The organism is Rhizobacter sp. P2_D12 (assembly GCF_056404395.1).
Genome location: NZ_JBFUEB010000113.1, coordinates 1 through 18988 on the forward strand (window position 1 = coordinate 1; position 18988 = coordinate 18988).

Genomic DNA, 18988 nt, shown 5'->3' on the forward strand with positions numbered 1-18988 from the left:
GCCCTGCACGTGCAGGCCTTGCGTCAGTCGCTGCTTTTCGAGCAGGTGGTCGCGGAACACCTGGAAGGCGCGTGCCAGCTCGCCGATCTCGTCGGGTCGCGCGATGGCCGAACTGGGCTGCGCGACGTCGCCGCCGGCCAGCCGCGTCATCGTGCGCGTCATCGCCTGCAGGTCGCGCAGCACGCGGCGCACGTACAGCGCGCCGGCCAGCGCCGTCAGCACCGACAGCGCGCTCACCAGCACCAGCGCCGACGCACCCGAGCTGACGGTGTCGCGCACCGTGTCGCGGCGCTGTGTCGACACCTGGCGCAGGTCGGACACGTAGGCGCTGGCGCGTGCGCCGAGCTGCGTCGAATGGCTGCGCATCAGCTGTACCACGGTGTTCAGCTGGCGCTCGGTGCGCAGCAGGCGGCGCCGCAGCTGGAACGCGCCGTCGTCGCCGAAGCTGAGCCCCTCGAGGGCCTGCGCCAGCGCCGGCAGGCGGCGCTCTTCGCCGTTCTGGCGCACGTAGACCCACAGCGCCTCGACGTCGGCCTCGCTGCGGCCGAGCACGTTGAACTCGTCGGCCAGCTCGGCCGAGACCAGCGTGCTCCAGATCGCCAGCAGGCTGGGGCCGTCGCGCCGCACGCGCTCGCGGTCGCGGAACAGCTGATCGCCCAGCGCATCCAGCGTGTCACGCTGGCCGCGCAGCTGGCCTTGCTGGCGGCGCCGTTCGCTGGCCAGCGCGAGCAGGCTGGTCAGGTCGCGGTCGATGCCGTCGAGCATCGCGGTGGCCTCGAGCCGCGAGTCGGCCTGCGTCGGCAGGTCGCCCGACAGGCGGCGGATCTCGCCGAGCAGCGCGCGCACCAGCTGGCTGTCGCCGCGGCTGGGCGGCTGCATGTCGCCCTCGGCGATGCTGGGCGCGACGGCGGCCAGCTGCGACACCTTCTCGGCCAGTTCGAGCACGCGCGCGATCTCGGGCATCACGCCGGCCTCGAACTCGTCGAGCGCGCGCTGGTTGTGGCGCATGCCGGCGATGCCGGTGACGGCCAGCACGATGGTCAGCAGCAGCAGCGCGAGGAAGGTGGCGAGCAGGCGGGTGCGGATCGCAAAGCGGGTTGGAACTTCGCGGGCGGGCACCTCGTGCGCCGCCGGCGCGTCCGCGGCGATCGAATCAGCCACGCGTCACCGGCACGCCGAACACGTAGCCCTGGCCGCGCTCGGTGCGGATGTAGGCGGGCTGGCGCGGGTTGGGCTCGATCTTGCGACGCAGGCGCAGGATCAGCACGTCGACGCTGCGGTCGTAGGTGTCGGCGTCGGTGCCGCGGAACTGCGACAGCAGCTCGTCGCGCGCCCACACGCGGCCGGCCTGCGAGACCATCGCCGACAGCAGCGCGAACTCGCCGCGCGTCACCTCGCACGTTTCGCCGCTGCTGCGCGCCAGCGTTCGGGCGGTGCGGTCGAGCACCCAGTCGCCGAACAGGTAGCGCTCGTGCACCGGGTCGCCGGGCCGGGCCGCGGGCTGCGACAGCTCGGTCGAGCGGCGCAGGCTGGCGCGCACGCGGGCCAGCAGCTCGCGCCCGGAGATCGGCTTGACGAGGTAGTCGTCGGCGGCGAGTTCGAGGCCGAGCACGCGGTCGGCCTCGTCGCCCTTGCCGCTCATCATGATGATGGGCACGGTGGACGTGCGGCGCAGCTCGCGCGCCAGCGCCAGGCCGTCCTCGCCGCGCAGCTTCAGGTCGAGCATCACGAGCGAGTGCGGGCGCTGGCGCAGCGCGCGCTGCATGTCGTCGCCGGTCTGCACGGTGGTGGGCTGCAGGCCGCCTTCGGTCAGGACCGAGCCGATCCAGTCGAGCACGTCGGGCTCGTCGTCGAGGACCAGGATGCGGTGGGCGCAGGGCATCGCGGGACTATACGGAAGCGCGCGGGCATGGGCCTCGGGGATGTCCCTCGACGGCGCTGCAGTGCGTCGTCGTCCGAATCGGCGAGTCTGCACGTCGCCGACGAGACCATCGAGCTGTGTCTCGCTCTCCCTGAAGGCGAGCGATGCCGCGTGGCGGAGTGCTTGCTGGACTCGCTCCAGGATTCGGAACTGATGGGGCTTGAGCTGGCATCGCGCTGCGAGGTCGGCCTGCCTTTGCCGCAGTTCTTCACGACGAAACTCAGAGCGCTGTTGCTCGCAGGACTCGCGTCCCCTGTCAGCGAGCGCAGTCACGAGAGCTTCTTCGAAGGCCTTCGCAGTAGAGCCTGCCAGCAGACCACACATTTCCCCCAACCGGATTTGGTTGAAGAGCTTGCCCAGCGCGGTCTGTCGCTGTCTCCTGAAGACCGTGCGCGCCTTGCCGAGAGACTGCTCGACTCGCTTCAGGAGCCCACTCTTGCAAAGATCGAAGCTGCCTGGGACGAAGAAATTGAGCGTCGAGCGGCCGCCTATGAAGGAGGCGAAGTGGAGACCTTCGCCGCGGAAGACGTATTTGCCGAGGCCAGGCGTATCGCGCCGTGACACGAGTCCGGTTCACGGCGGGAGCGCGTAGAGAGTTGCTTCACGAGACGAAGTACTGCGAAGAAGCAAGGAAAGGGGCCGGGCGGCTGTTCAGTTTGGCGATCGAGGCCGTTGTCGCACGAGCTCTTGCATTCCCGCAGTCTGGCAAGACTGCACCAAAGCTCGCTCATCGGGTTTTCTGAGTGATTCGGGCGAACAGCATGCCGCACGCCGGCAACTGCGCATGCCCGTCTTCCAACTGCGCACCCACGGAGCGCTCGGCGATCAGCTCCGCCCCGGCGGCCACGCGGTAGGCCGCCGGCTGGTCCGACAGGTTGAACAGGCACACCAGAGTCTCGTTCCCCGCGACGCGTTCGAAGGCCAGCACCTGGTCGGTCGGCGACATCAGCAGCAGCGCACCCTCGTGCAGCGCGCGTTCCTGTCGGTGCCATCCCAGCCAGCCGACGTAGAACGCATGCAGCGACTGCGGGTCGCCCACCTGCTCGCGCACCGCCAGCGGCAGGTGCTCCTCGGCCACCGGCAGCCACGGCCTGCCGATCGTGAAGCCGGCGCCCGGCGCGCGCGTCCACGGCATCGGCGTGCGGCAGCCGTCGCGGCCCATCTTCTGCGGCCACATCGTGATGCCGAACGGATCCTGCAGCAGCTCGAAGGGCACGTCAGCCTCGGTCAGGCCGAGCTCCTCGCCCTGGTAGATGCACTTCGCGCCGGGCAGGGCCAGCAACAGCGCCGCCGCCAGCTCGGCGCGCTGGCGCGGTGTTCCGCCGATGCCGGCCCAGCGCGAGGCGACGCGCTCGACGTCGTGGTTGCCCACCGACCAGCACACCAGCGAGCGGCTCGCGTCGCGCAGGTATTCCTCGAGCACGCCGGCCAGGTGGCGGGCCGAGCAACTGCGCTCCAGCAGGCGGAAGACATAGGCCATCTGCAGGCGCTTGTCGCCCCGGGTGTAGTCCGCCAGCGTCTTGTACTGCCGGTCGTCGCCGATCTCGCCCAGCAGCACCGTGCCCGGGAAGCCATCGCACAGCGTGCGCAGCCGCTCGATGAAGCCCAGGTTCTCCGGCTGCGTCTTGTCGTGCAGGTGGCGCTGCCACGCATACGGGTTGCTGCGGTGCGCCGCGCCGGCAAACTGCCCCGGCGGCTGCGGCGGGTTGTCGCGCAGCAGCTTGTCGTGGGTGTAGAAGTTGACGGTGTCGAGCCGGAAGCCGTCGACGCCGCGCACCAGCCAGAAGCGCGCCACATCGAGCAGCGCGTCCTGCACCGCCGGCGTGTGGAAGTTCAGGTCCGGCTGGCTGGCCAGGAAGTTGTGCAGGTAGTACTGCTCGCGCCGCGTGTCCCACTGCCAGGCCGAGCCGCCGAAGATGCTGAGCCAGTTGTTCGGCGGCGTGCCGTCCGCCTTCGCATCGGCCCACACGTACCAGTCGGCACGCTCGTTGCTGTGGTCGGCCCGGCTCTGCACGAACCACGGGTGGCGGTCCGAGCTGTGGCTGAGCACCAGGTCGATCATCACCTTCAGCCCCAGCGAGTGGGCGCATTCCACCAGCGTCTCGAAGCTGCGCATGCTGCCGAACATCGGGTCGACGTCCAGGTAGTCCGACACGTCGTAGCCGAAGTCGGCCATCGGGCTCTTGAAGAACGGCGCGATCCACACCGCGTCGACGCCGAGGCCCTTCAGGTAGGGCAGCCGCGCGGTGATGCCGTCCAGGTCGCCGATGCCGTCGCCGTTGCTGTCCTGGAAGCTGCGCGGATAGACCTCGTAGACCACGGCGTGGCGCCACCAGTCGTTGCGTGCATTCATGGTCATCCCTTGACGGCGCCGGCCGTCAGGCCCGACACGATGTAGCGCTGGAAGGCCAGCACCAGCGCGATCAGCGGCAGCGTCACGATGACGGACGCGGCCATGATGTTTCCCCACGGCAGTTCGTAGCTGCTCGCGCCCGAGATCAGCGCGATCGCCACCGGCACCGTGCGCTCGTTCGACGACAGCGTGAAGGTGAGCGCGAACAGGAACTCGTTCCACGCGCCGATGAAGGCCAGCAGCCCGGTCGCCACCAGGGCCGGCCACAGCATCGGCAGGAAGACGCGGAAGATCAGCGTGAAGATGCCGGCGCCGTCCATCAGCGCCGCCTCCTCGATCTCCTTCGGCAGGTCGCGCATGAAGGTGGTCAGCACCCACACGGTGAAGGGCAGCGTGAACAGCAGGTCCGACAGCATCATCGCGGCCAGGCTGTCGTACAGGCCGAACGCGCTGACCAGCTCGAACAGCCCCGACAGCACCGCGACGTGCGGGAACATCGAGACACCCAGGATGGTCAGCAGCAGCGTCTGCCGGCCGCGGAAATCGACGCGCCCGAGCGCCCAGGCCGACAGCAGCGACAGCCCGAGCGACAGCGCCACCACCACGCCGGCCACCAGCGTCGAGTTCAGCAGGTTGGTGCCGAAGGGCTGGTCGCGAAACAGCGACACGTAGTTGCCGGTCACCGCCCGGCTGGGCCAGAACTGCGCGCCGAACAGGTCGCTGCCCTGCTTGAACGAGGTGGCGATCGCATAGGCCAGCGGGAACAGCGAGACGAACACCACCAGCAGCGATGCGCCGCGGCGCAATCCAGTCGCCCAGATTCCGGAGCGTGAGGCATGGCGGCGCATCAGCGTGCCTCCCGCATGCGCGAGCGCGTGGCCAGCAGCCAGGCAAGGGTGACCACCGCGATGGTCGCGAACAGCAGCGTCGCCGCGGCCGAGCCGTGGCCGATCTTCTGGAAGTCGATCAACTGCTCGCGCACGTACACCGACATGCTGCGCGTGGCCCGGCTGTTGGACGTCATCACGTAGATCACGTCGAACACGCGCAGCGCATCCAGCCCGCGGAACACCATCGCCACCAGCAGCGCCGGCAGGATCAGCGGCAGCGTCACGTGGGTGAAGACGCGCCATGGCGGCACGCCGTCCACCTCGGCCGCCTCGTAGCAGTCGCGCGGCACCATCTGCAGCGCGGCCAGCGTCAGCAGTGCCATGAAGGGCGTGGTCTTCCAGGCGTCGACCAGCACGATGGTGACGAACGACAGCTCGGGGTCGGCGGTCCAGGCGAGCGGCTCGCTGACCAGGCCGCTGGCCACCAGCGCGGTGTTGATGATGCCGAACTGGTCGTGCAGCATCCACGTCCACATCTTGGCCGACACCACGGTCGGGATCGCCCACGGCACCAGCACCGCGGCGCGCAACGCGGTGCGCAGGCGCGACGGGTGGTTCAGCAGCAGCGCGATGCCCAGGCCCAGCAGCGTCTCGAGCAGCACCGAGCTGCCGGCGAACAGCAGCGTGTTGCCGACCGAGGCCCACCACTCGGGGTCGCGCAGCACGCCGCTGTCGCCCAGGTAGTTCGACAGGCCGACGAATTGCCGCGTGGCCAGCGACGACAGCCTGGCGTCCGTCAGGCTGAAGAAGATGGTGCGCGACAAGGGCCAGCCGGCCACCGCGGCCAGCACCGCGGCGGTCGGCAGCACCAGCCACCAGGCCTGCCGGGACCGCAGGCCCCTCAATTCCATTTGTCGGCAGGCGCCAGCTTGTTCAGCTGCTTGTCGAGATCGGCCACCGCCTTGGATGCCTTGGTCTTGCCCGAGATCACGTCGTGCGCGGCGTTCCAGAACAGGTTGCTGACCTGGTTGTACTGCGCGGCGGTCACGGTGGACGGGCGGCTCACCGCGGCGGCGAAGGTGCTGCCCAGCTCGGCCATGAAGGGGTTGGCCTTCATCACGTCGGCGTCCTTGTACAGGGCCGGCAGTGTCGGGTTGTACGAGGCCTTGATGGCGCGGTCCTTCTGCACTGCGGCGCTCACCAGGTAGTTCACCAGGTCGGCGGCCACCGCCTGGTTCTTCGAGTACTTCGACACCGACAGCTGCCAGCCGCCCAGCGTGGCGGCACTGCGGCCGCCTTTCGATCCGTCGGCGCCGGCGGGCAGCGGCATCACGCCCACCTTGCCGGCGATCTGGCTGTCGGGCTTGTGCGCCAGCGCCCACACGTAGGGCCAGTTGCGCAGGAACACCGCGTTGCCCGACTGGAACACGCCGCGGCTGTCTTCCTCGGCGTAGTTCAGCACCGCCTTCGGCGTGATGGTGCCGACCCAGCCGGCGGCCGTCTCCAGCGCCTTGATCGCGTTGGCGTTGTTGACCGACACCTTGCCGCTCGGCTCGACGACGGCGCCGCCGCCGAAGCTCGCCAGCCACTCAGTGGCGTTGCAGCTCAGGCCTTCGTAGGCGCGGCCCTGCCAGACGAAGCCCCACATCTTCGGATTGCCGGCGGCGCGCTCGGCGTCCTGGATCTTCTTCGCGGCGGCGCCCAGCGCGTCCCAGGTGGTGGGCGGGGCGATCTTGTACTTTTCCAGCAGGTCCTTGCGGTAGAACAGCAGGCCGGCATCGGTGAACCACGGCATCGCGACCAGCTTGTCGCCGACGGTGTTGTTGGCGACGATGGCCGGGAAGTGCTCCTTCTCGGCCCCCTTGGTGAAGGGCTTCAGGTCGATCAGGTGGCTGGCCAGCAGGCCGGGCCAGACGACGTCGATCTGGTAGATGTCGATCTTGTCGGAGCCGCTGCCGAGGATCTGCTGGTACAGCGCCAGGCGCTCGTTCGAATCGTTCGGCGCGTTGATGACCTGCACCTCGTTGCCGGTCTTCTGGGCCCAGGCGTCGGACTCCTCCTTGCAGAGCTGGAACTCCAGCCCGACCGCGCCGCACGAGATCTTCAGCGTCACGGCCTGGGCGCCGAAGGCCGCGAGGCAGAGGGTGGCGGCCAGCGCGGTGGCCCGAAGGGTGGCTTGCATGGTGTGTCGTCTCCTGGGGTCGGGGCTGTCGTTGCGCAGCCCGCGGCGCGAATTGGAGGCGCCGGCCGTTAACGCGTCATGTCGCGTTCCGGCGCGCCGTTCACGATTGAAACACTGCGCGGCGGCACAATCGGCCGATGGCTGCTTCCACGTCCTCGATCGCGCGCGTCACCGGTTCGCCCTGGGACGGCGTGCACGGCACGGCGATGGACAGCGACCGCCACTACGCCCGCCACTGGCATGCGACCTACGGTTTCGGCCTGATGCAGCAGGGCGCGCAGCGCTCGGCCAGCGGGCGCGGCCAGGTGGATGCGCAGGCGGGCGACGTGATCACGACCAACCCCGGCGAGGTGCACGACGGCCGGCCGCTGGGCGGGGCGTCGCGGCGCTGGCGCATGGTGTACCTGACGCCGGCGGCGCTGGCGCGCTTTGCCGGCACCGGCGACGATTTTGCGGTGACGCGGCCGGTGCTGGCCGATGTGCCGTTGCGGGCCGGGCTGCTGCAGCTGTTCGCGCGCCTCGATGCGTGGGAACAGGGGCGCATGCAGGCGCTGGGCTGCGAGGAGGCGCTGGTGCGCGTGTGCGGCGAGCTGGTCGAGCGGCATGGCAGCCGCGCGGCGCCGCGCGAGATCGGCGGCGAGCTCGGGCGCGTGCGCGAGCGGCTGGCCGATGAGCTGCAGAGCCCACCGACGCTGGACGAGCTGGCCGCGATGGTGGGCGCCAGCAAGTACCAGTTGCTGCGGCGCTTCGAGAAGGCCTGCGGGCTGCCGCCGCATGCCTGGCTGCAGCAGGAGCGGGCCGAGCGGGCGCGCGGGCTGATCCGCCGCGGGGTGCCGTTGGCCGAGGTGGCGGCCGCCTGCGGGTTCTCCGACCAGAGCCACATGACGCGCGTGTTCACGCGGCTGCATGGCTTCACGCCGGGGGCGTGGCGGGCGGCGGGGCTGCAATAACGTTCAAGACGCCTGCGGACCGGGCCGGGACACTGCGGGGCATCCCGACTCCCGGTTCCGCACGCCATGTCCTCCTCGTCCTATGTCCACGGTTACCAGCTGCACGAACGCGAGCGCCTGACCGACCAGGCGCGCACCCTCGTCGACCTGCTGCACGGCGACACGCATTTCGCGGCCGGCAGCCGCGTGCTCGAAGTGGGCTGCGGTGTCGGCGCGCAGACGCTGACGCTGGCGCGGCGCAGCCCGTTGGCGCGCTTCACCAGCTTCGACGTGTCGCACGACTCGCTGGCCGAGGCGCGGCGGCGCGTCGAGCAGGCGCGGCTCGGCAACGTGGAGCTGCTCTGGGCCGACCTGGCCGACCTGCCGTTCGCGCCCGCCTCGTTCGACCACGTGTTCGTCTGCTTCGTGCTGGAGCACCTGCCGCACCCGGTGCAGGTGTTGGGGACGCTGGCGCGGCTGCTGAAGCCAGGGGGCCGCATCACGGTGATCGAGGGCGACCACGGCACGGTGTGCTTCCATCCGGAGGGCGCGGCGGCGCGCGCGGCGATCGCCTGCCAGGTCGAGCTGCAGCGGCGCGCCGGCGGCAATGCACTGATCGGGCGGACACTGCAGCCGCTGCTGGTGGGGGCGGGGTTCGAGGCGGTGCATGTCAGCCCGCGGCTGGTGTATGCCGATGCGAGCCGGCCGGGGTGGGTCGACGGGTTCACGCGCAAGACCTTCAACGCGATGATCGAAGGGGTGAGGGCGCCGGCGCTGGCGGCGGGCTTGGCGACGGCGGAGGGGTTCGATGCGGGGTTGCGGGAGCTGGAGCGGACGGCTGAAGGGGACGGCGTGTTCTGCTACACCTTCTTCAAGGCCGTGGCTAGTAGGTCGAACGGCCGCCCGTGAGATCGAACACCGCCCCGGTGCTGAACGAGCACTCCTGCGACGACAGCCAAGCGATCATCGCCGCCGCCTCGTCGACGGCCAGGAAGCGCCCCATCGGGACCTTGGCCAGCATGAAGTCGATGTGCTGCTGCGTCATCGTCTCGAAGATCGCCGTCCTGGCCGCCGCCGGCGTCACCGCGTTGACCAGCACGCCGCGCGTCGCCAGCTCCTTCGCGAGCGACTTGGTCAGCGCGATCAACCCCGCCTTCGATGCGCTGTAGTGCGAGGCGTTCGGGTTGCCTTCCTTGCCCGCCACCGACGCGATGTTGACGATGCGCCCGTAGCCGCGTTCGATCATGTGCGGCACCAGCGCGCGGCAGGTCAGGTAGGGCGCGACCAGGTTGACCTCGATCACGCGCCGCCACACCTCGGGCGCGAGCTCCCAGGTGGCGCCGTTGCCGCCGGTGATGCCGGCGTTGTTGACGAGGATGTCGACCCGGCCCCATTGCGCGATGGCCGCCTGGGCCGCCTTCTGCACCGCGGCCTCGTCGCTCAGCTCGACCGCATGCGTCGCCACCGGTCCCAGCGCCTGCAACGCGGAGTGCGCCTGCGCGAGCAGCACCACGTCGTTGTCCCACACCAGCACCTTGGCCCCCGAGCCGAGCATGCGCTGCGCCGTCGCGAAGCCGATGCCCTGCGCACCGCCGGTGACGATCGCCACCCGGCCGTCGAGGTCGATCCGGTTCATCGCAGCGCCTTCAGCGTCTGCGCCGCGTTCGGCCCGGCCTCGCAGTCGGCGATGTACTGGCGGACGATGTCGGCGAAGCCCGCATCCGGCTTCAGCCCGAGCCGCGCGGCCCGCGGCGCATGGGCACCCTTGGCCCAGCCGTCGACGATGCCGGCGATGCGCGGATCGCAGACGAAGCGCACCTGTTCGCGCACCGCGCGCCCGGCCACCTCTTCCAGCGCATCCAGCATCTCGCCGACGCAGACGTTGAGCCCCGGCAGGTTCATCGCCAGCCGCCCGTGGAAGGCGTCGCGGCTCGCCTCGTACACCGCGATCAAGCCCTCGACCGTGCGCGCCGGCGAGGCCACCGGGTGGGACACGTTGGCGGGCACCGGGCAGATCGCCTGCTCGCCGGCCAGCGGCTCGCGGATGATGCCGGAGAAGAACGACGAGGCCGCGCCGTTCGGCCGCCCGGGCCGCACCGTCACCGTCATCAGCCGCGCCGCGCGGCCGTCGATGAAGCCCTTGCGCGTGTAGTCGGCCAGCAGGTACTCGCACATCAGCTTGTGCGTGCCGTACGAGGTCTGCGGGGCCGGCAGCGTGTCGTCGCTGACGCGCTGCGGCAGCGGCACCGCCGCATCCGGCCCGAACACCGCGACCGAGCTCGAGAACACCAGCCGCGGCACCGCCGCGCCGCCCTGCACGGTGGCGCGCAGCGCATCGAACAGCGCGCGCGTGGTGTCGAGGTTGGAGCGCAGCCCCAGCTCGAAGTCGGCCTCGCATTCGCCCGACACCGCCGACGCGAGGTGGAACACGCCGTCGAAGGGTTCGTCGCGCAGCGCATCGCACTGCGCCAGCAGCGGCCCGGTGCGCACCTTCACGCGCGGGTCGGCCAGCAGTTCGGCGCGTGGCGCCACCTGGTCCGCCAGCACCAGGGTGTCGATGGATTGCCCGTTCAGCGTGCCGCGTGCCAGCAGCGCCTGGGCCAGGCGCGTGCCGATGAAGCCGGCGCCGCCGGTGATCAGCAGTTTCATGGGGAGCCTCCCGTCGAGACCAGCTCGGCGCCCGTTGATCATGCGCGCAGCGCGGGTCAATACGAGCAGGGCCAGCGCCGATTGACAGGGTCTTTGGGTCGTCATACAACCGCCTGCCGATGGGGCCAGCGCTGTCCCGACCCTTCCACCCTGATCCAGTCGAGGCATGACGCATGGCCCGTGTGAGCATCCAGTCGGTGAAGAAGCGCTTCGGTGCGGTGCAGGTGCTGCACGGGGTCGACATCGAGATCGCCGACGGCGCGTTCACGGTGCTGGTGGGGCCTTCGGGCTGCGGCAAGTCGACGCTGCTGCGCATGATCGCGGGGCTGGAGGAGATCTCCGACGGCGAGATCCGCATCGGCGAGCGGCGCGTCAACGAGCTGCCGCCGAAAGAGCGCGACATCGCGATGGTGTTCCAGAACTACGCGCTGTACCCGCACATGACGGTGCGCGACAACATGGCCTTCTCGCTGATGCTCGCGAAGCAGGACAAGGCCACGGCGGATCTGAAGGTGGCGCGCGCCGCCGAGATCCTGGGCCTGGGCGCACTGCTCGACCGCTACCCGCGGCAGCTGTCGGGCGGCCAGCGCCAGCGCGTCGCGATGGGCCGCGCGATCGTGCGCGATCCGCAGGTGTTCCTGTTCGACGAGCCGCTGTCCAACCTGGACGCCAAGCTGCGCGTCGCGATGCGCAGCGAGATCAAGGAGCTGCACCAGCGGCTGAAGACCACCTCGGTGTACGTCACGCACGACCAGATCGAGGCGATGACGATGGCCGACCGCATCGTCGTGATGCGCGACGGCCGCATCGAGCAGGCCGGCGGCCCGCTGGACCTGTACGACCACCCGGTGAACACCTTCGTGGCCGGCTTCATCGGCTCGCCGGCGATGAACTTCCTGCCCGGCACGCTGCGCCGCCGCGCCGGCGTGCTGCAGGTGGAACTGGCCGATGGCACGCAGATGAACGCGCCCACCGGCGCGCAGGGCGAGGACGGCCAGCCGGTGATCTTCGGCACGCGGCCCGAGCACCTGGCGCTGGGCGACAGCGGCGGCATCCCGTCGCAGGTGGTGGTGGTGGAGCCGACCGGCGCCGACACCTTCGTCGCCTGCCGCCACCAGGGCGCGGACGTGTCGGTGGTGTTCCACGAGCGGCACAGCTTCGAGCCCGGCGCCACCATCCACCTGCAGCCCGACCTGGGCCGCGCGCACCTGTTCGATGCCGGCAGCGGCAAGCGGCTGGTGGCCTGACCGGCCCTGACCGACAGCGATTCCCCACGACAACCAGGAGACAACGATGAGTGATTTCAATCGCCGCAAGTTTCTGGAAGGCACCGCCGGCATGGCCACGCTCGGCACCGGCGCGCTGTGGACGCCGTCGGCCGGCGCGCAGACGCTGGCGTACAAGCCGGAGAAGGGCGCCAGGCTGCGCGTGCTGCGCTGGAGCCGCTTCGTGCAGGGCGACATCGACGCCTACATGGTGAACGTCAAGAAGTTCACCGAGAAGACCGGCATCGAGGTGCGCGTCGACAACGAAGGCTGGGAGGACGTGCGCCCGAAGGCGGCGGTGGCGGCCAACACCGGCGCCGGGCCGGACGTCATCCTGTCGACCAACGACGACGCCAACCTGTACCCCGACAAGCTGCTCGACGTGACCGACCTGTGCGAGTACCTCGGCAAGAAGTACGGCGGCTGGTACCCGGCCTGCGAGGCCTACCTGCGCCCGGACGGCAAGAAGTGGATCGGCGTCGCGCTGGGCGCAGCCGGCTCGCTGGTGGTGTACCGCGAGAGCCACGTCAAGGCGGCCGGCTTCGACAGCGTCCCGAAGGACACCGATGGTTTCCTGAAGCTCTACAAGGCGCTGGCCGCCAAGGGCACGCCGGGCGGCATGGCGCTGGGCAACGCGACCGGCGACAGCGGCTGGTGCCACTGGCTGCTGTGGGCCTTCGGCGGCGCGATGGTGGACAAGGACAACAAGGTGACGCTGGACAGCCCGGCCACGCTGAAGGCGCTGGAATACGCGAAGGAGCTGTATGCGAGCTTCGTGCCGGGGACGCTGTCGTGGCTGGACCCGAACAACAACAAGGCCTTCCTCGACGGACAGATCAGCATCACCAACAACGGCATCTCGGTGTACTACGCGGCGAAGAACTCGCCCGATCCGAAGCTCAAGGAGATCGCGGCCGACATCAACCACGCGGCCTTCCCGATCGGGCCGGTGGGCGTGCCGACCGAGTACCACCTGTTCTTCAACCAGATGATCTTCAAGTACACCAAGTACCCGCAGGCGGCCAAGGAGTTCCTGCGCTTCATGATGGAGCAGGAGCAGTTCGACCCGTGGCTGCAGGGCGGCGGCGGCTACGTGGCGCAGCCGTTGCGCGCGTACGAGAAGAGCGCGGTGTGGACGGTGGACCCGAAGCACACGCCGTACCGCGACAGCGTGAAGAACCTGCGGCCGGCGGGCTATGCGGGCCGGCTGGGCTATGCGTCGGCCGGGGCCTTGGCCGACTTCATCGTGCCCAACATGGTGGCCGAGGCGGGCAGCGGGTCGAAGACGCCGAAGGAGGCGATGGAGCGCGCCCAGAAGCGCGCCGAGCGCTACTACAAGGTCTGACCCTGTGAAGCCTCTGCTCCACCGGCTGCAGAACAGCCGCAACGCGCTCGGCCTGGCCTTCATGCTGCCGGCCGCGGTGCTGTTGCTGCTGTTCCTGACCTACCCGCTGGGGCTGGGCACCTGGCTCGGCTTCACCGACGCGAAGATCGGGCGCGGCGGCTCGTGGATCGGCATCGAGAACTTCGACTTCCTGGTGGGCGACAGCGTGTCGCAGCTGGCGCTGTTCAACACCGTCTTCTACACGGTGGTGGCCAGCATCGCGAAGTTCGTGCTCGGGCTGTGGCTGGCGGTGCTGCTGAACAAGAACCTGCCGTTCAAGTCCTTCTTCCGCGCGGTGGTGCTGCTGCCGTGGATCGTGCCGACGGCGCTGTCGGCGATCGCCTTCTGGTGGATCTACGACGCGCAGTTCTCGGTCGTCAGCTGGGTGCTGATGAAGCTGGGGTGGATCGACCGCTATGTCGATTTCCTCGGCAACCCGTGGAATGCGCGCTTCTCGACCATCGTCGCCAACGTGTGGCGCGGCGTGCCCTTCGTCGCGATCTCGCTGCTGGCGGGTCTGCAGACGATCTCGCCGTCGTACTACGAGGCCTCGGCGATCGACGGCGCGACGCCGTGGCAGCAGTTCCGCCACGTCACGCTGCCGCTGCTGTCGCCGATCATCGCGGTGGTGATGACCTTCTCGGTGCTGTTCACCTTCACCGACTTCCAGCTGATCTACGTGCTGACGCGCGGCGGCCCGCTGAACTCGACGCACCTGATGGCGACGCTGGCCTTCCAGCGCGCGATCCCCGGTGGGGCGCTGGGCGAAGGGGCGGCGCTGGCGACGCTGATGGTGCCCTTCCTGCTCGCGGCCATCATGTTCAGCTACTTCGGCTTGCAGCGGCGCGCGTGGCAGCAAGGGGGCGACAAGTGAAGGCGCCGCAGGACAAGCCCGACGGGCAGGGGATGGACTACCTGCAGACGCTGCCCAGGCGCTGGGTGACGGTCTACATCCCGCTGGGCATCTTCGTGTTCGTGCTGCTGTTCCCGTTCTACTGGATGGTGGTGACCTCGTTCAAGCCGAACGAGGAGTTGCTGGCGCGCAGCGGCAACCCGTTCTGGATCATCAAGCCGACCTTCGCGCACTTCCACAAGCTGCTGTTCGAGACGGCGTACCCGGAGTGGCTGTGGAACACGGTGCTCGTGTCGGTGACGTCGACGATTCTGTCGCTGGTGGCTTCGGTGCTGGCGGCGTACGCGATCGAGCGGCTGCGCTTCCAGGGCGCGAAGCCGGCGGGGGCGGCGATCTTCCTGGCCTACCTGGTGCCGCCGTCGATCCTGTTCATCCCGCTGGCGGCGATCATCTTCAAGCTCGGGCTGTTCGACACGCGCATGGCGCTGATCCTGTCGTACCCGACCTTCCTGATCCCGTTCAGCACCTGGCTGCTGATGGGCTACTTCCGCTCGATCCCGTACGAGCTCGAGGAATGCGCGCTGATCGACGGGGCCAGCCGCTGGCAGATCCTGATCAAGATCGTGCTGCCGCTGGCGGTGCCGGGGCTGATCTCGGCCGGGATCTTCGCGTTCACGCTGTCGTGGAACGAGTTCATCTACGCGCTGACCTTCATCTCGTCATCGGAGATGAAGACGGTACCGGTGGGGGTGGTGACCGAACTGGTGGAGGGGGACGTGTACCACTGGGGGTCGCTGATGGCCGGGGCCTTGCTGGGCTCGCTGCCGGTGGCCTTCATCTACTCGTTCTTCGTCGAGCACTATGTGTCGGGGATGACGGGGTCGGTGAAAGAGTGATGTGAGCCCCCCAGTCGCTTCGCTCCTGCCCCCAAGGGGCGCCTCCCCTCGGCCCGGCGGAGCCGGATCCTGGGGAGTGGCTTGATCGCGCGCCTGCTTCGCGGCTCGTAGCCCGGATGCCAATCCGGGAATTGTCAATCACATAGGACGTCGACCCCGGATTGCGCTGCGCTTCATCCGGGCTACTCAGCTCGTCTGCACAGCTCATGGTTCGGTGGCTTGCCCGAGAATGCAGCGCAACGGATCCCCCTCTGTTTTCTTCCGCACCCTCGGCGCCAGGGAGTTCAAGTCATGAGCAAGAAGAACGTCGGATCGAGCCTCGATGATTTCCTCAAGGAGGAGGGATTCTTCGAAGAGGCACAGGCACTGGCCATCAAGGAAGTCGTGGTGTGGCAGTTGATGGAGGCGATGGAGAAGCAGTCGCTCAGCAAGGCGCGGCTGGCCGTCTTGTTGAAGACCAGCCGCTCGCAGGTCGATCGGCTGTTGGATCCGACGCGGGACGTGACGCTGTCCACCTTGCAGCGCGCCGCTGCGCTCGTCGGTCGGAAAGTGCAGATCGAGCTGGTGTAGAGCGCCTCGGATCAAGGTCCGGTCTGCACACCTGCTGCCGAGCTCGCCGCGAGCTGGTACACCGCCTGTGCGTTGCGTTTGCAAAGCTCGCGAAATTCGCCGCTGATGCGTGCATCGCTCGCCGCCTGTTCCCAGAATTGGATGGCCGCCGCCGCGCTCGCGTGCCAGGCTTCGCGCTCGGCCGGCAGCGGCAGGCGCGGCGCGAAAGGCCGCTCGGGAACTTCCACGCCACGCTGCGGTGCGTAAAGCATCGGCAGCATGTCGTAGGCCGGTGCAACCTGCAATCCGGGCCGGAACGACAGGTTGCCGTCGTGCATGTCGGTGTTCGCGATGAGCTGGCCGAAGTGCCATTGCCGGGCGATCGCGTCGTGATTCGCCGCATCGATGAGACCGGCGCTCAGCAAGCGCTTCGCTCCTTCCGTCCAAGGGCGGCCGGCCAGGCCGAACAGCGCTGCGTTGACGGATGACCACGAGCACAACCCGGAGCGCCCGTGCAAGCCATGCCGGTCAAAGCGCTCGACTTCGAGGAAGGTGCGCCCACCGGTGCGGACGACTCGCGAAGGCGCGGCTGCGATCTGCAGGTGCGACGCCATGACGGCCGATGCCAGTTGCTCGCACACCAGCAGGTCCGACCAGCGCTGCGTGCCGGGCGAGACGTCCGATCCCGAAAACTTGACGATGACGTGCGCGATGCGCCCGTCGATGTTGCGCACGGCGGTGAATTTGGGAAACTCTCCCGCTGCCGACGAGCCGGCGCGACCCAATTGCATCGATTCGTCTGCCAGGCGGGGATAGGCGGCGCGCGCCTGTGATTCGGTCAGCGCGTCGAGCGGCCGGTGGAGCTGGTCCAGCCATTGGCGGTAGGCGGCTTCCCCGACGATGTAGTTGCCGCTCTGGTCCAAGCCCAGCAGCGTCAGCGCATGCAGCGCATCGTCTTCGGACCAGGTGGTGGGATCCTCGCCGACCTGCAGCATCAGGGCATGCGCCCGCGCGAACTGGCGGCCCAGGTAGCCCTGCGGGCGCATGTCCTCCAGCGGGTAGGGCAGGCCCTCGAACCAGCCGTCTCGCATGTCCGCGTCCAGCGGCCAATCGAACGGCGCGAGGAAATCGACGGCGCACCCCTGCGGATAGGTGAGGTCGAGCCGGCCCACCTCGCGCGACCCACCCTGCGCATCAACCTGGAACAGGGCCAGTGGTTCGATGCTGCCGCGCAACGAGCGGCGGGCCGAATAGCTGGTTCGGCGGGCGCTTCCGCGTGCGATCACCTGGGTGCCGGCAGCTCGGATTGCCCGCATCAGCGTTGCCCGGCTGACTTGCAACAGCTCGCGCAACCGGCCAGCCGGCACGCGTCGCCAGGTTCGCAACGTTTGGACGACTTGATCGGGTTCCATCGTGAAACGATTCTAGAGCATTGCTGAAGAGATCGCTACGAGGACGAAATCAGGAACTCGGTGTTTTTGATGTGAAACGATTATTGAAACGATAATCTGATTCATCCGGTTGGATCGGCCGCCGCCGCATCCAGCTGCCTGCGCACCATGTTGATGTGGCTGCGCAGCGAATACAGCTCGTCCGCATAGCTCAGCGGCACCGTCACGTTGCCCACCCGGGCCTCGATGCTGTCCAGCTCCTTGCGCAGCTCGTCGTTCGGCCGCACGCCTTGCGCGTTCTCGACCGCCCGCAGCTGCCCGTACCAGCGGAAGATGCGCGAGCGGATGCGGAACTGGTACAGCGGCGGCACCACGCGCGACAGCGGGATCAGGATCGCGACGATCGACACCAGGACCACCCACATGCGGTCGATCAGGTTGGCCAGCCAGAACGGCAGGTAGCGCTGCAGCAGCGGCGAACCGCTGGTGTAGAAGCGCTGCGCCTCCGGTGCCAGCGGCCGCTCGGTGCCGCGCGCGTTCGGGAAATCGCCCTTGCGCTGGAACCACCCCGCCGGGCTGTGGATCTTGCTCGCCGCCTGCACGAACAGCTGGACCAGCGCCGGGTGCAGGTCTTCGCGCGCCACCAGCGTCGCGGTCGGCGCGATCAGGCGCACGTCGTTCGGCGGCACGTCGCCCGCCAGGTCGACCACGCCGCGCGGCAGCGTCACCGGCGTCAGGAAGGCGAAGCGCCGCGAATACGCATCGGCCTGCGCAAAGTCGAACAGCTTCACGCCCGGCGTCTGCAGCAGCATCTGCACCATCAGCGCCTCGGGCGCCGACGCGAACACGATCGCGTCGATGTCGCCTGCCAGGAACTTCACCACCGCGTCGGTCTGCTCCTCGCGCGACACCGTCATCGACGCCTGCTCGATGCGGTTGGCATCCAGCAGCTTGCGCATCAGGTTGGGCGTGCCGCTGCCGCGCGCGCCGGTGTCGACCTTCCAGCCCTGCAGCTGCGCCAGGCTGGTCAGCGGCGCGCCCTTCAGCAGCCGCTGCGCCGACTCCTCGCGGTAGAACAGCCACACCGGCTCGAAGAACAGGCTGCCCAGCGAGTTCAGGTCTTCGTCGGCCAGCGCGTTGGCCTCGGCGTTCTTGCGCGAATCGCCCGCCCCGCCTTGCGTGAACGCGATGTCCACGCCCGAGTTCGGGTCGCGCAGCAGTTTCAGGTTCTCGGCCGCGCCGTGGGTGGGCCGCAGCTCCACCTGGATGCCGTAACCCTTCAGGTACTCGGCATAGCGCTTGCCGAACTCGGCATACGCTCCCTGTTCGACCCCGGTGGCCAGCACCACCTTGCGCGGCGGCGTCGGATCGAGGAACCAGTAGGCGACGACCAGCAGGATGACGGTGAGGAAGACGAACGGGCCGGCGGTGGCCAGCACGTCGCGGAACGACACCAAGGTGTTGCGAAGGACTTTGGGCATGAGGCGGCGTTTCATGGTCAGCCGGAACGATAGCGCCTGATCGGCCCCGGCGCGCTCGCGGTATGCTTTTTCTTGTGACTGACCTGGGCCCGTGATGCGACTGCTGCTGGTGGAAGACGACCCGATGATCGGCGAAAGCCTGCGCAACGCGCTGCGCCTGGAGGGCTACGCCGTCGACTGGGTGCGCGATGCCGCGGCCGCCGACGGCACGCTCGCCAGCGAGCGCTTCGACCTGGTGCTGCTCGACCTGGGCCTGCCGCCCGGCCGCGCCGCCGCGCCGCCGGCCGAGCAGGGCGGCCTGGGCG

At 69.0% G+C, this 18988-nt stretch carries 19 protein-coding genes; 9 read left to right on the forward strand and 10 right to left on the reverse strand.

What is annotated here, in order from left to right; genetic code table 11:
* A partial coding sequence (locus AC1DYN_RS26785; RefSeq protein WP_477964785.1) for a HAMP domain-containing protein occupies positions 1-1161 on the reverse strand: 1161 nt, incomplete at its 3' end.
* Complete coding sequence (locus AC1DYN_RS26790) at positions 1154-1882, reverse strand: winged helix-turn-helix domain-containing protein (protein ID WP_477964787.1); 729 nt, start codon at positions 1880-1882, stop codon at positions 1154-1156. The genes AC1DYN_RS26785 and AC1DYN_RS26790, both read right to left, overlap by 8 nt.
* Positions 1883-2044: 162 nt before the next feature.
* Between AC1DYN_RS26790 and AC1DYN_RS26795 the strand changes: the two genes are divergently transcribed.
* Complete coding sequence (locus AC1DYN_RS26795; protein ID WP_477964789.1) at positions 2045-2482, forward strand: addiction module protein; 438 nt, start codon at positions 2045-2047, stop codon at positions 2480-2482.
* A gap of 166 nt (positions 2483-2648) precedes the next feature.
* Here AC1DYN_RS26795 and AC1DYN_RS26800 read toward each other — a convergent pair whose 3' ends face one another.
* Genes AC1DYN_RS26800 through AC1DYN_RS26815 form a run of 4 tightly spaced genes read right to left on the reverse strand, consistent with a single transcriptional unit; the run spans position 2649 to position 7286 of the window.
* Positions 2649-4274, reverse strand: coding sequence for an alpha-glucosidase (locus tag AC1DYN_RS26800; RefSeq protein WP_477964791.1), 1626 nt, complete (start codon positions 4272-4274; stop codon positions 2649-2651).
* 2 nt (positions 4275-4276) lie between these two features.
* Positions 4277-5122, reverse strand: a complete 846-nt coding sequence (locus tag AC1DYN_RS26805) for a carbohydrate ABC transporter permease (RefSeq protein WP_477964793.1) — start codon at positions 5120-5122, stop codon at positions 4277-4279.
* Positions 5122-6015 carry a carbohydrate ABC transporter permease gene (locus AC1DYN_RS26810; protein ID WP_477964795.1) on the reverse strand — a complete coding sequence of 298 codons (894 nt, stop codon included), beginning with the start codon at positions 6013-6015 and terminating at the stop codon, positions 5122-5124. Before AC1DYN_RS26810 ends, AC1DYN_RS26805 begins: the two co-directional genes overlap by 1 nt.
* Positions 6006-7286: an ABC transporter substrate-binding protein gene (locus AC1DYN_RS26815; protein ID WP_477964797.1), complete on the reverse strand. Its 1281-nt coding sequence runs from the start codon at positions 7284-7286 to the stop codon at positions 6006-6008. Before AC1DYN_RS26815 ends, AC1DYN_RS26810 begins: the two co-directional genes overlap by 10 nt.
* A 137-nt stretch (positions 7287-7423) precedes the next feature.
* Between AC1DYN_RS26815 and AC1DYN_RS26820 the strand changes: the two genes are divergently transcribed.
* Together AC1DYN_RS26820 and AC1DYN_RS26825 are read left to right on the forward strand one after the other, a co-directional pair.
* Positions 7424-8236 carry a helix-turn-helix transcriptional regulator gene (locus tag AC1DYN_RS26820; RefSeq protein WP_477964799.1) on the forward strand — a complete coding sequence of 271 codons (813 nt, stop codon included), beginning with the start codon at positions 7424-7426 and terminating at the stop codon, positions 8234-8236.
* 66 nt (positions 8237-8302) lie between these two features.
* Positions 8303-9124, forward strand: coding sequence for a class I SAM-dependent methyltransferase (locus AC1DYN_RS26825; protein WP_477964801.1), 822 nt, complete (start codon positions 8303-8305; stop codon positions 9122-9124).
* Here AC1DYN_RS26825 and AC1DYN_RS26830 read toward each other — a convergent pair.
* The gene (locus AC1DYN_RS26830; RefSeq protein WP_477964803.1) at positions 9099-9851 is read right to left on the reverse strand and encodes an SDR family NAD(P)-dependent oxidoreductase; all 753 of its coding nucleotides are present in this window, start codon (positions 9849-9851) and stop codon (positions 9099-9101) included. The genes AC1DYN_RS26825 and AC1DYN_RS26830 overlap by 26 nt on opposite strands.
* On the reverse strand, positions 9848-10864 hold the full coding sequence (gene denD, locus AC1DYN_RS26835) for a D-erythronate dehydrogenase (protein WP_477964805.1): 1017 nt from the start codon (positions 10862-10864) through the stop codon (positions 9848-9850). Before denD ends, AC1DYN_RS26830 begins: the two co-directional genes overlap by 4 nt.
* 173 nt (positions 10865-11037) lie before the next feature.
* On the opposite strand from denD, the gene AC1DYN_RS26840 reads away from it, so the two are divergent.
* The 5 genes from AC1DYN_RS26840 (at position 11038) to AC1DYN_RS26860 (ending at position 15832) form a co-directional block, all read left to right on the forward strand.
* Positions 11038-12111 carry an ABC transporter ATP-binding protein gene (locus AC1DYN_RS26840; RefSeq protein WP_477964807.1) on the forward strand — a complete coding sequence of 358 codons (1074 nt, stop codon included), beginning with the start codon at positions 11038-11040 and terminating at the stop codon, positions 12109-12111.
* A gap of 46 nt (positions 12112-12157) precedes the next feature.
* Complete coding sequence (locus tag AC1DYN_RS26845) at positions 12158-13474, forward strand: ABC transporter substrate-binding protein (RefSeq protein ID WP_477964809.1); 1317 nt, start codon at positions 12158-12160, stop codon at positions 13472-13474.
* A 13-nt stretch (positions 13475-13487) separates the two neighbouring features.
* Positions 13488-14387, forward strand: a complete 900-nt coding sequence (locus AC1DYN_RS26850) for a carbohydrate ABC transporter permease (RefSeq protein WP_477964819.1) — start codon at positions 13488-13490, stop codon at positions 14385-14387.
* 32 nt (positions 14388-14419) lie between these two features.
* Positions 14420-15262, forward strand: a complete 843-nt coding sequence (locus AC1DYN_RS26855; protein ID WP_477964821.1) for a carbohydrate ABC transporter permease — start codon at positions 14420-14422, stop codon at positions 15260-15262.
* A gap of 291 nt (positions 15263-15553) precedes the next feature.
* Positions 15554-15832, forward strand: coding sequence for a Fis family transcriptional regulator (locus AC1DYN_RS26860; protein ID WP_477964811.1), 279 nt, complete (start codon positions 15554-15556; stop codon positions 15830-15832).
* A gap of 11 nt (positions 15833-15843) precedes the next feature.
* Here the strand turns inward: AC1DYN_RS26860 and yjjJ are convergent, their stop codons facing one another.
* Together yjjJ and AC1DYN_RS26870 are read right to left on the reverse strand one after the other, a co-directional pair.
* Positions 15844-17223 (reverse strand): type II toxin-antitoxin system HipA family toxin YjjJ, encoded by a 1380-nt coding sequence (gene yjjJ, locus AC1DYN_RS26865; RefSeq protein ID WP_477964813.1) that lies wholly within the window; start codon positions 17221-17223, stop codon positions 15844-15846.
* Positions 17224-17324: 101 nt separating this feature from the next.
* On the reverse strand, positions 17325-18698 hold the full coding sequence (locus AC1DYN_RS26870) for a TAXI family TRAP transporter solute-binding subunit (RefSeq protein WP_477964815.1): 1374 nt from the start codon (positions 18696-18698) through the stop codon (positions 17325-17327).
* A 79-nt stretch (positions 18699-18777) separates the two neighbouring features.
* On the opposite strand from AC1DYN_RS26870, the gene AC1DYN_RS26875 reads away from it, so the two are divergent.
* Positions 18778-18988 (forward strand): response regulator (locus AC1DYN_RS26875; RefSeq protein ID WP_477964817.1); only part of this gene is annotated, 211 nt, incomplete at its 3' end.

Coding starts and splice junctions, on each gene's coding strand:
- AC1DYN_RS26830 (WP_477964803.1), bottom strand. CDS start 9,851: ATGAACCGGATCGACCTCGACGGCCGGGTGGCGATCGTCACCGGCGGT.
- AC1DYN_RS26820 (WP_477964799.1), top strand. CDS start 7,424: ATGGCTGCTTCCACGTCCTCGATCGCGCGCGTCACCGGTTCGCCCTGG.
- AC1DYN_RS26810 (WP_477964795.1), bottom strand. CDS start 6,015: ATGGAATTGAGGGGCCTGCGGTCCCGGCAGGCCTGGTGGCTGGTGCTG.
- AC1DYN_RS26800 (WP_477964791.1), bottom strand. CDS start 4,274: ATGAATGCACGCAACGACTGGTGGCGCCACGCCGTGGTCTACGAGGTC.
- AC1DYN_RS26870 (WP_477964815.1), bottom strand. CDS start 18,698: ATGAAACGCCGCCTCATGCCCAAAGTCCTTCGCAACACCTTGGTGTCG.
- AC1DYN_RS26790 (WP_477964787.1), bottom strand. CDS start 1,882: ATGCCCTGCGCCCACCGCATCCTGGTCCTCGACGACGAGCCCGACGTG.
- AC1DYN_RS26825 (WP_477964801.1), top strand. CDS start 8,303: ATGTCCTCCTCGTCCTATGTCCACGGTTACCAGCTGCACGAACGCGAG.
- AC1DYN_RS26845 (WP_477964809.1), top strand. CDS start 12,158: ATGAGTGATTTCAATCGCCGCAAGTTTCTGGAAGGCACCGCCGGCATG.
- denD (WP_477964805.1), bottom strand. CDS start 10,864: ATGAAACTGCTGATCACCGGCGGCGCCGGCTTCATCGGCACGCGCCTG.
- AC1DYN_RS26860 (WP_477964811.1), top strand. CDS start 15,554: ATGAGCAAGAAGAACGTCGGATCGAGCCTCGATGATTTCCTCAAGGAG.
- yjjJ (WP_477964813.1), bottom strand. CDS start 17,223: ATGGAACCCGATCAAGTCGTCCAAACGTTGCGAACCTGGCGACGCGTG.
- AC1DYN_RS26805 (WP_477964793.1), bottom strand. CDS start 5,122: ATGCGCCGCCATGCCTCACGCTCCGGAATCTGGGCGACTGGATTGCGC.
- AC1DYN_RS26815 (WP_477964797.1), bottom strand. CDS start 7,286: ATGCAAGCCACCCTTCGGGCCACCGCGCTGGCCGCCACCCTCTGCCTC.
- AC1DYN_RS26840 (WP_477964807.1), top strand. CDS start 11,038: ATGGCCCGTGTGAGCATCCAGTCGGTGAAGAAGCGCTTCGGTGCGGTG.
- AC1DYN_RS26855 (WP_477964821.1), top strand. CDS start 14,420: ATGGACTACCTGCAGACGCTGCCCAGGCGCTGGGTGACGGTCTACATC.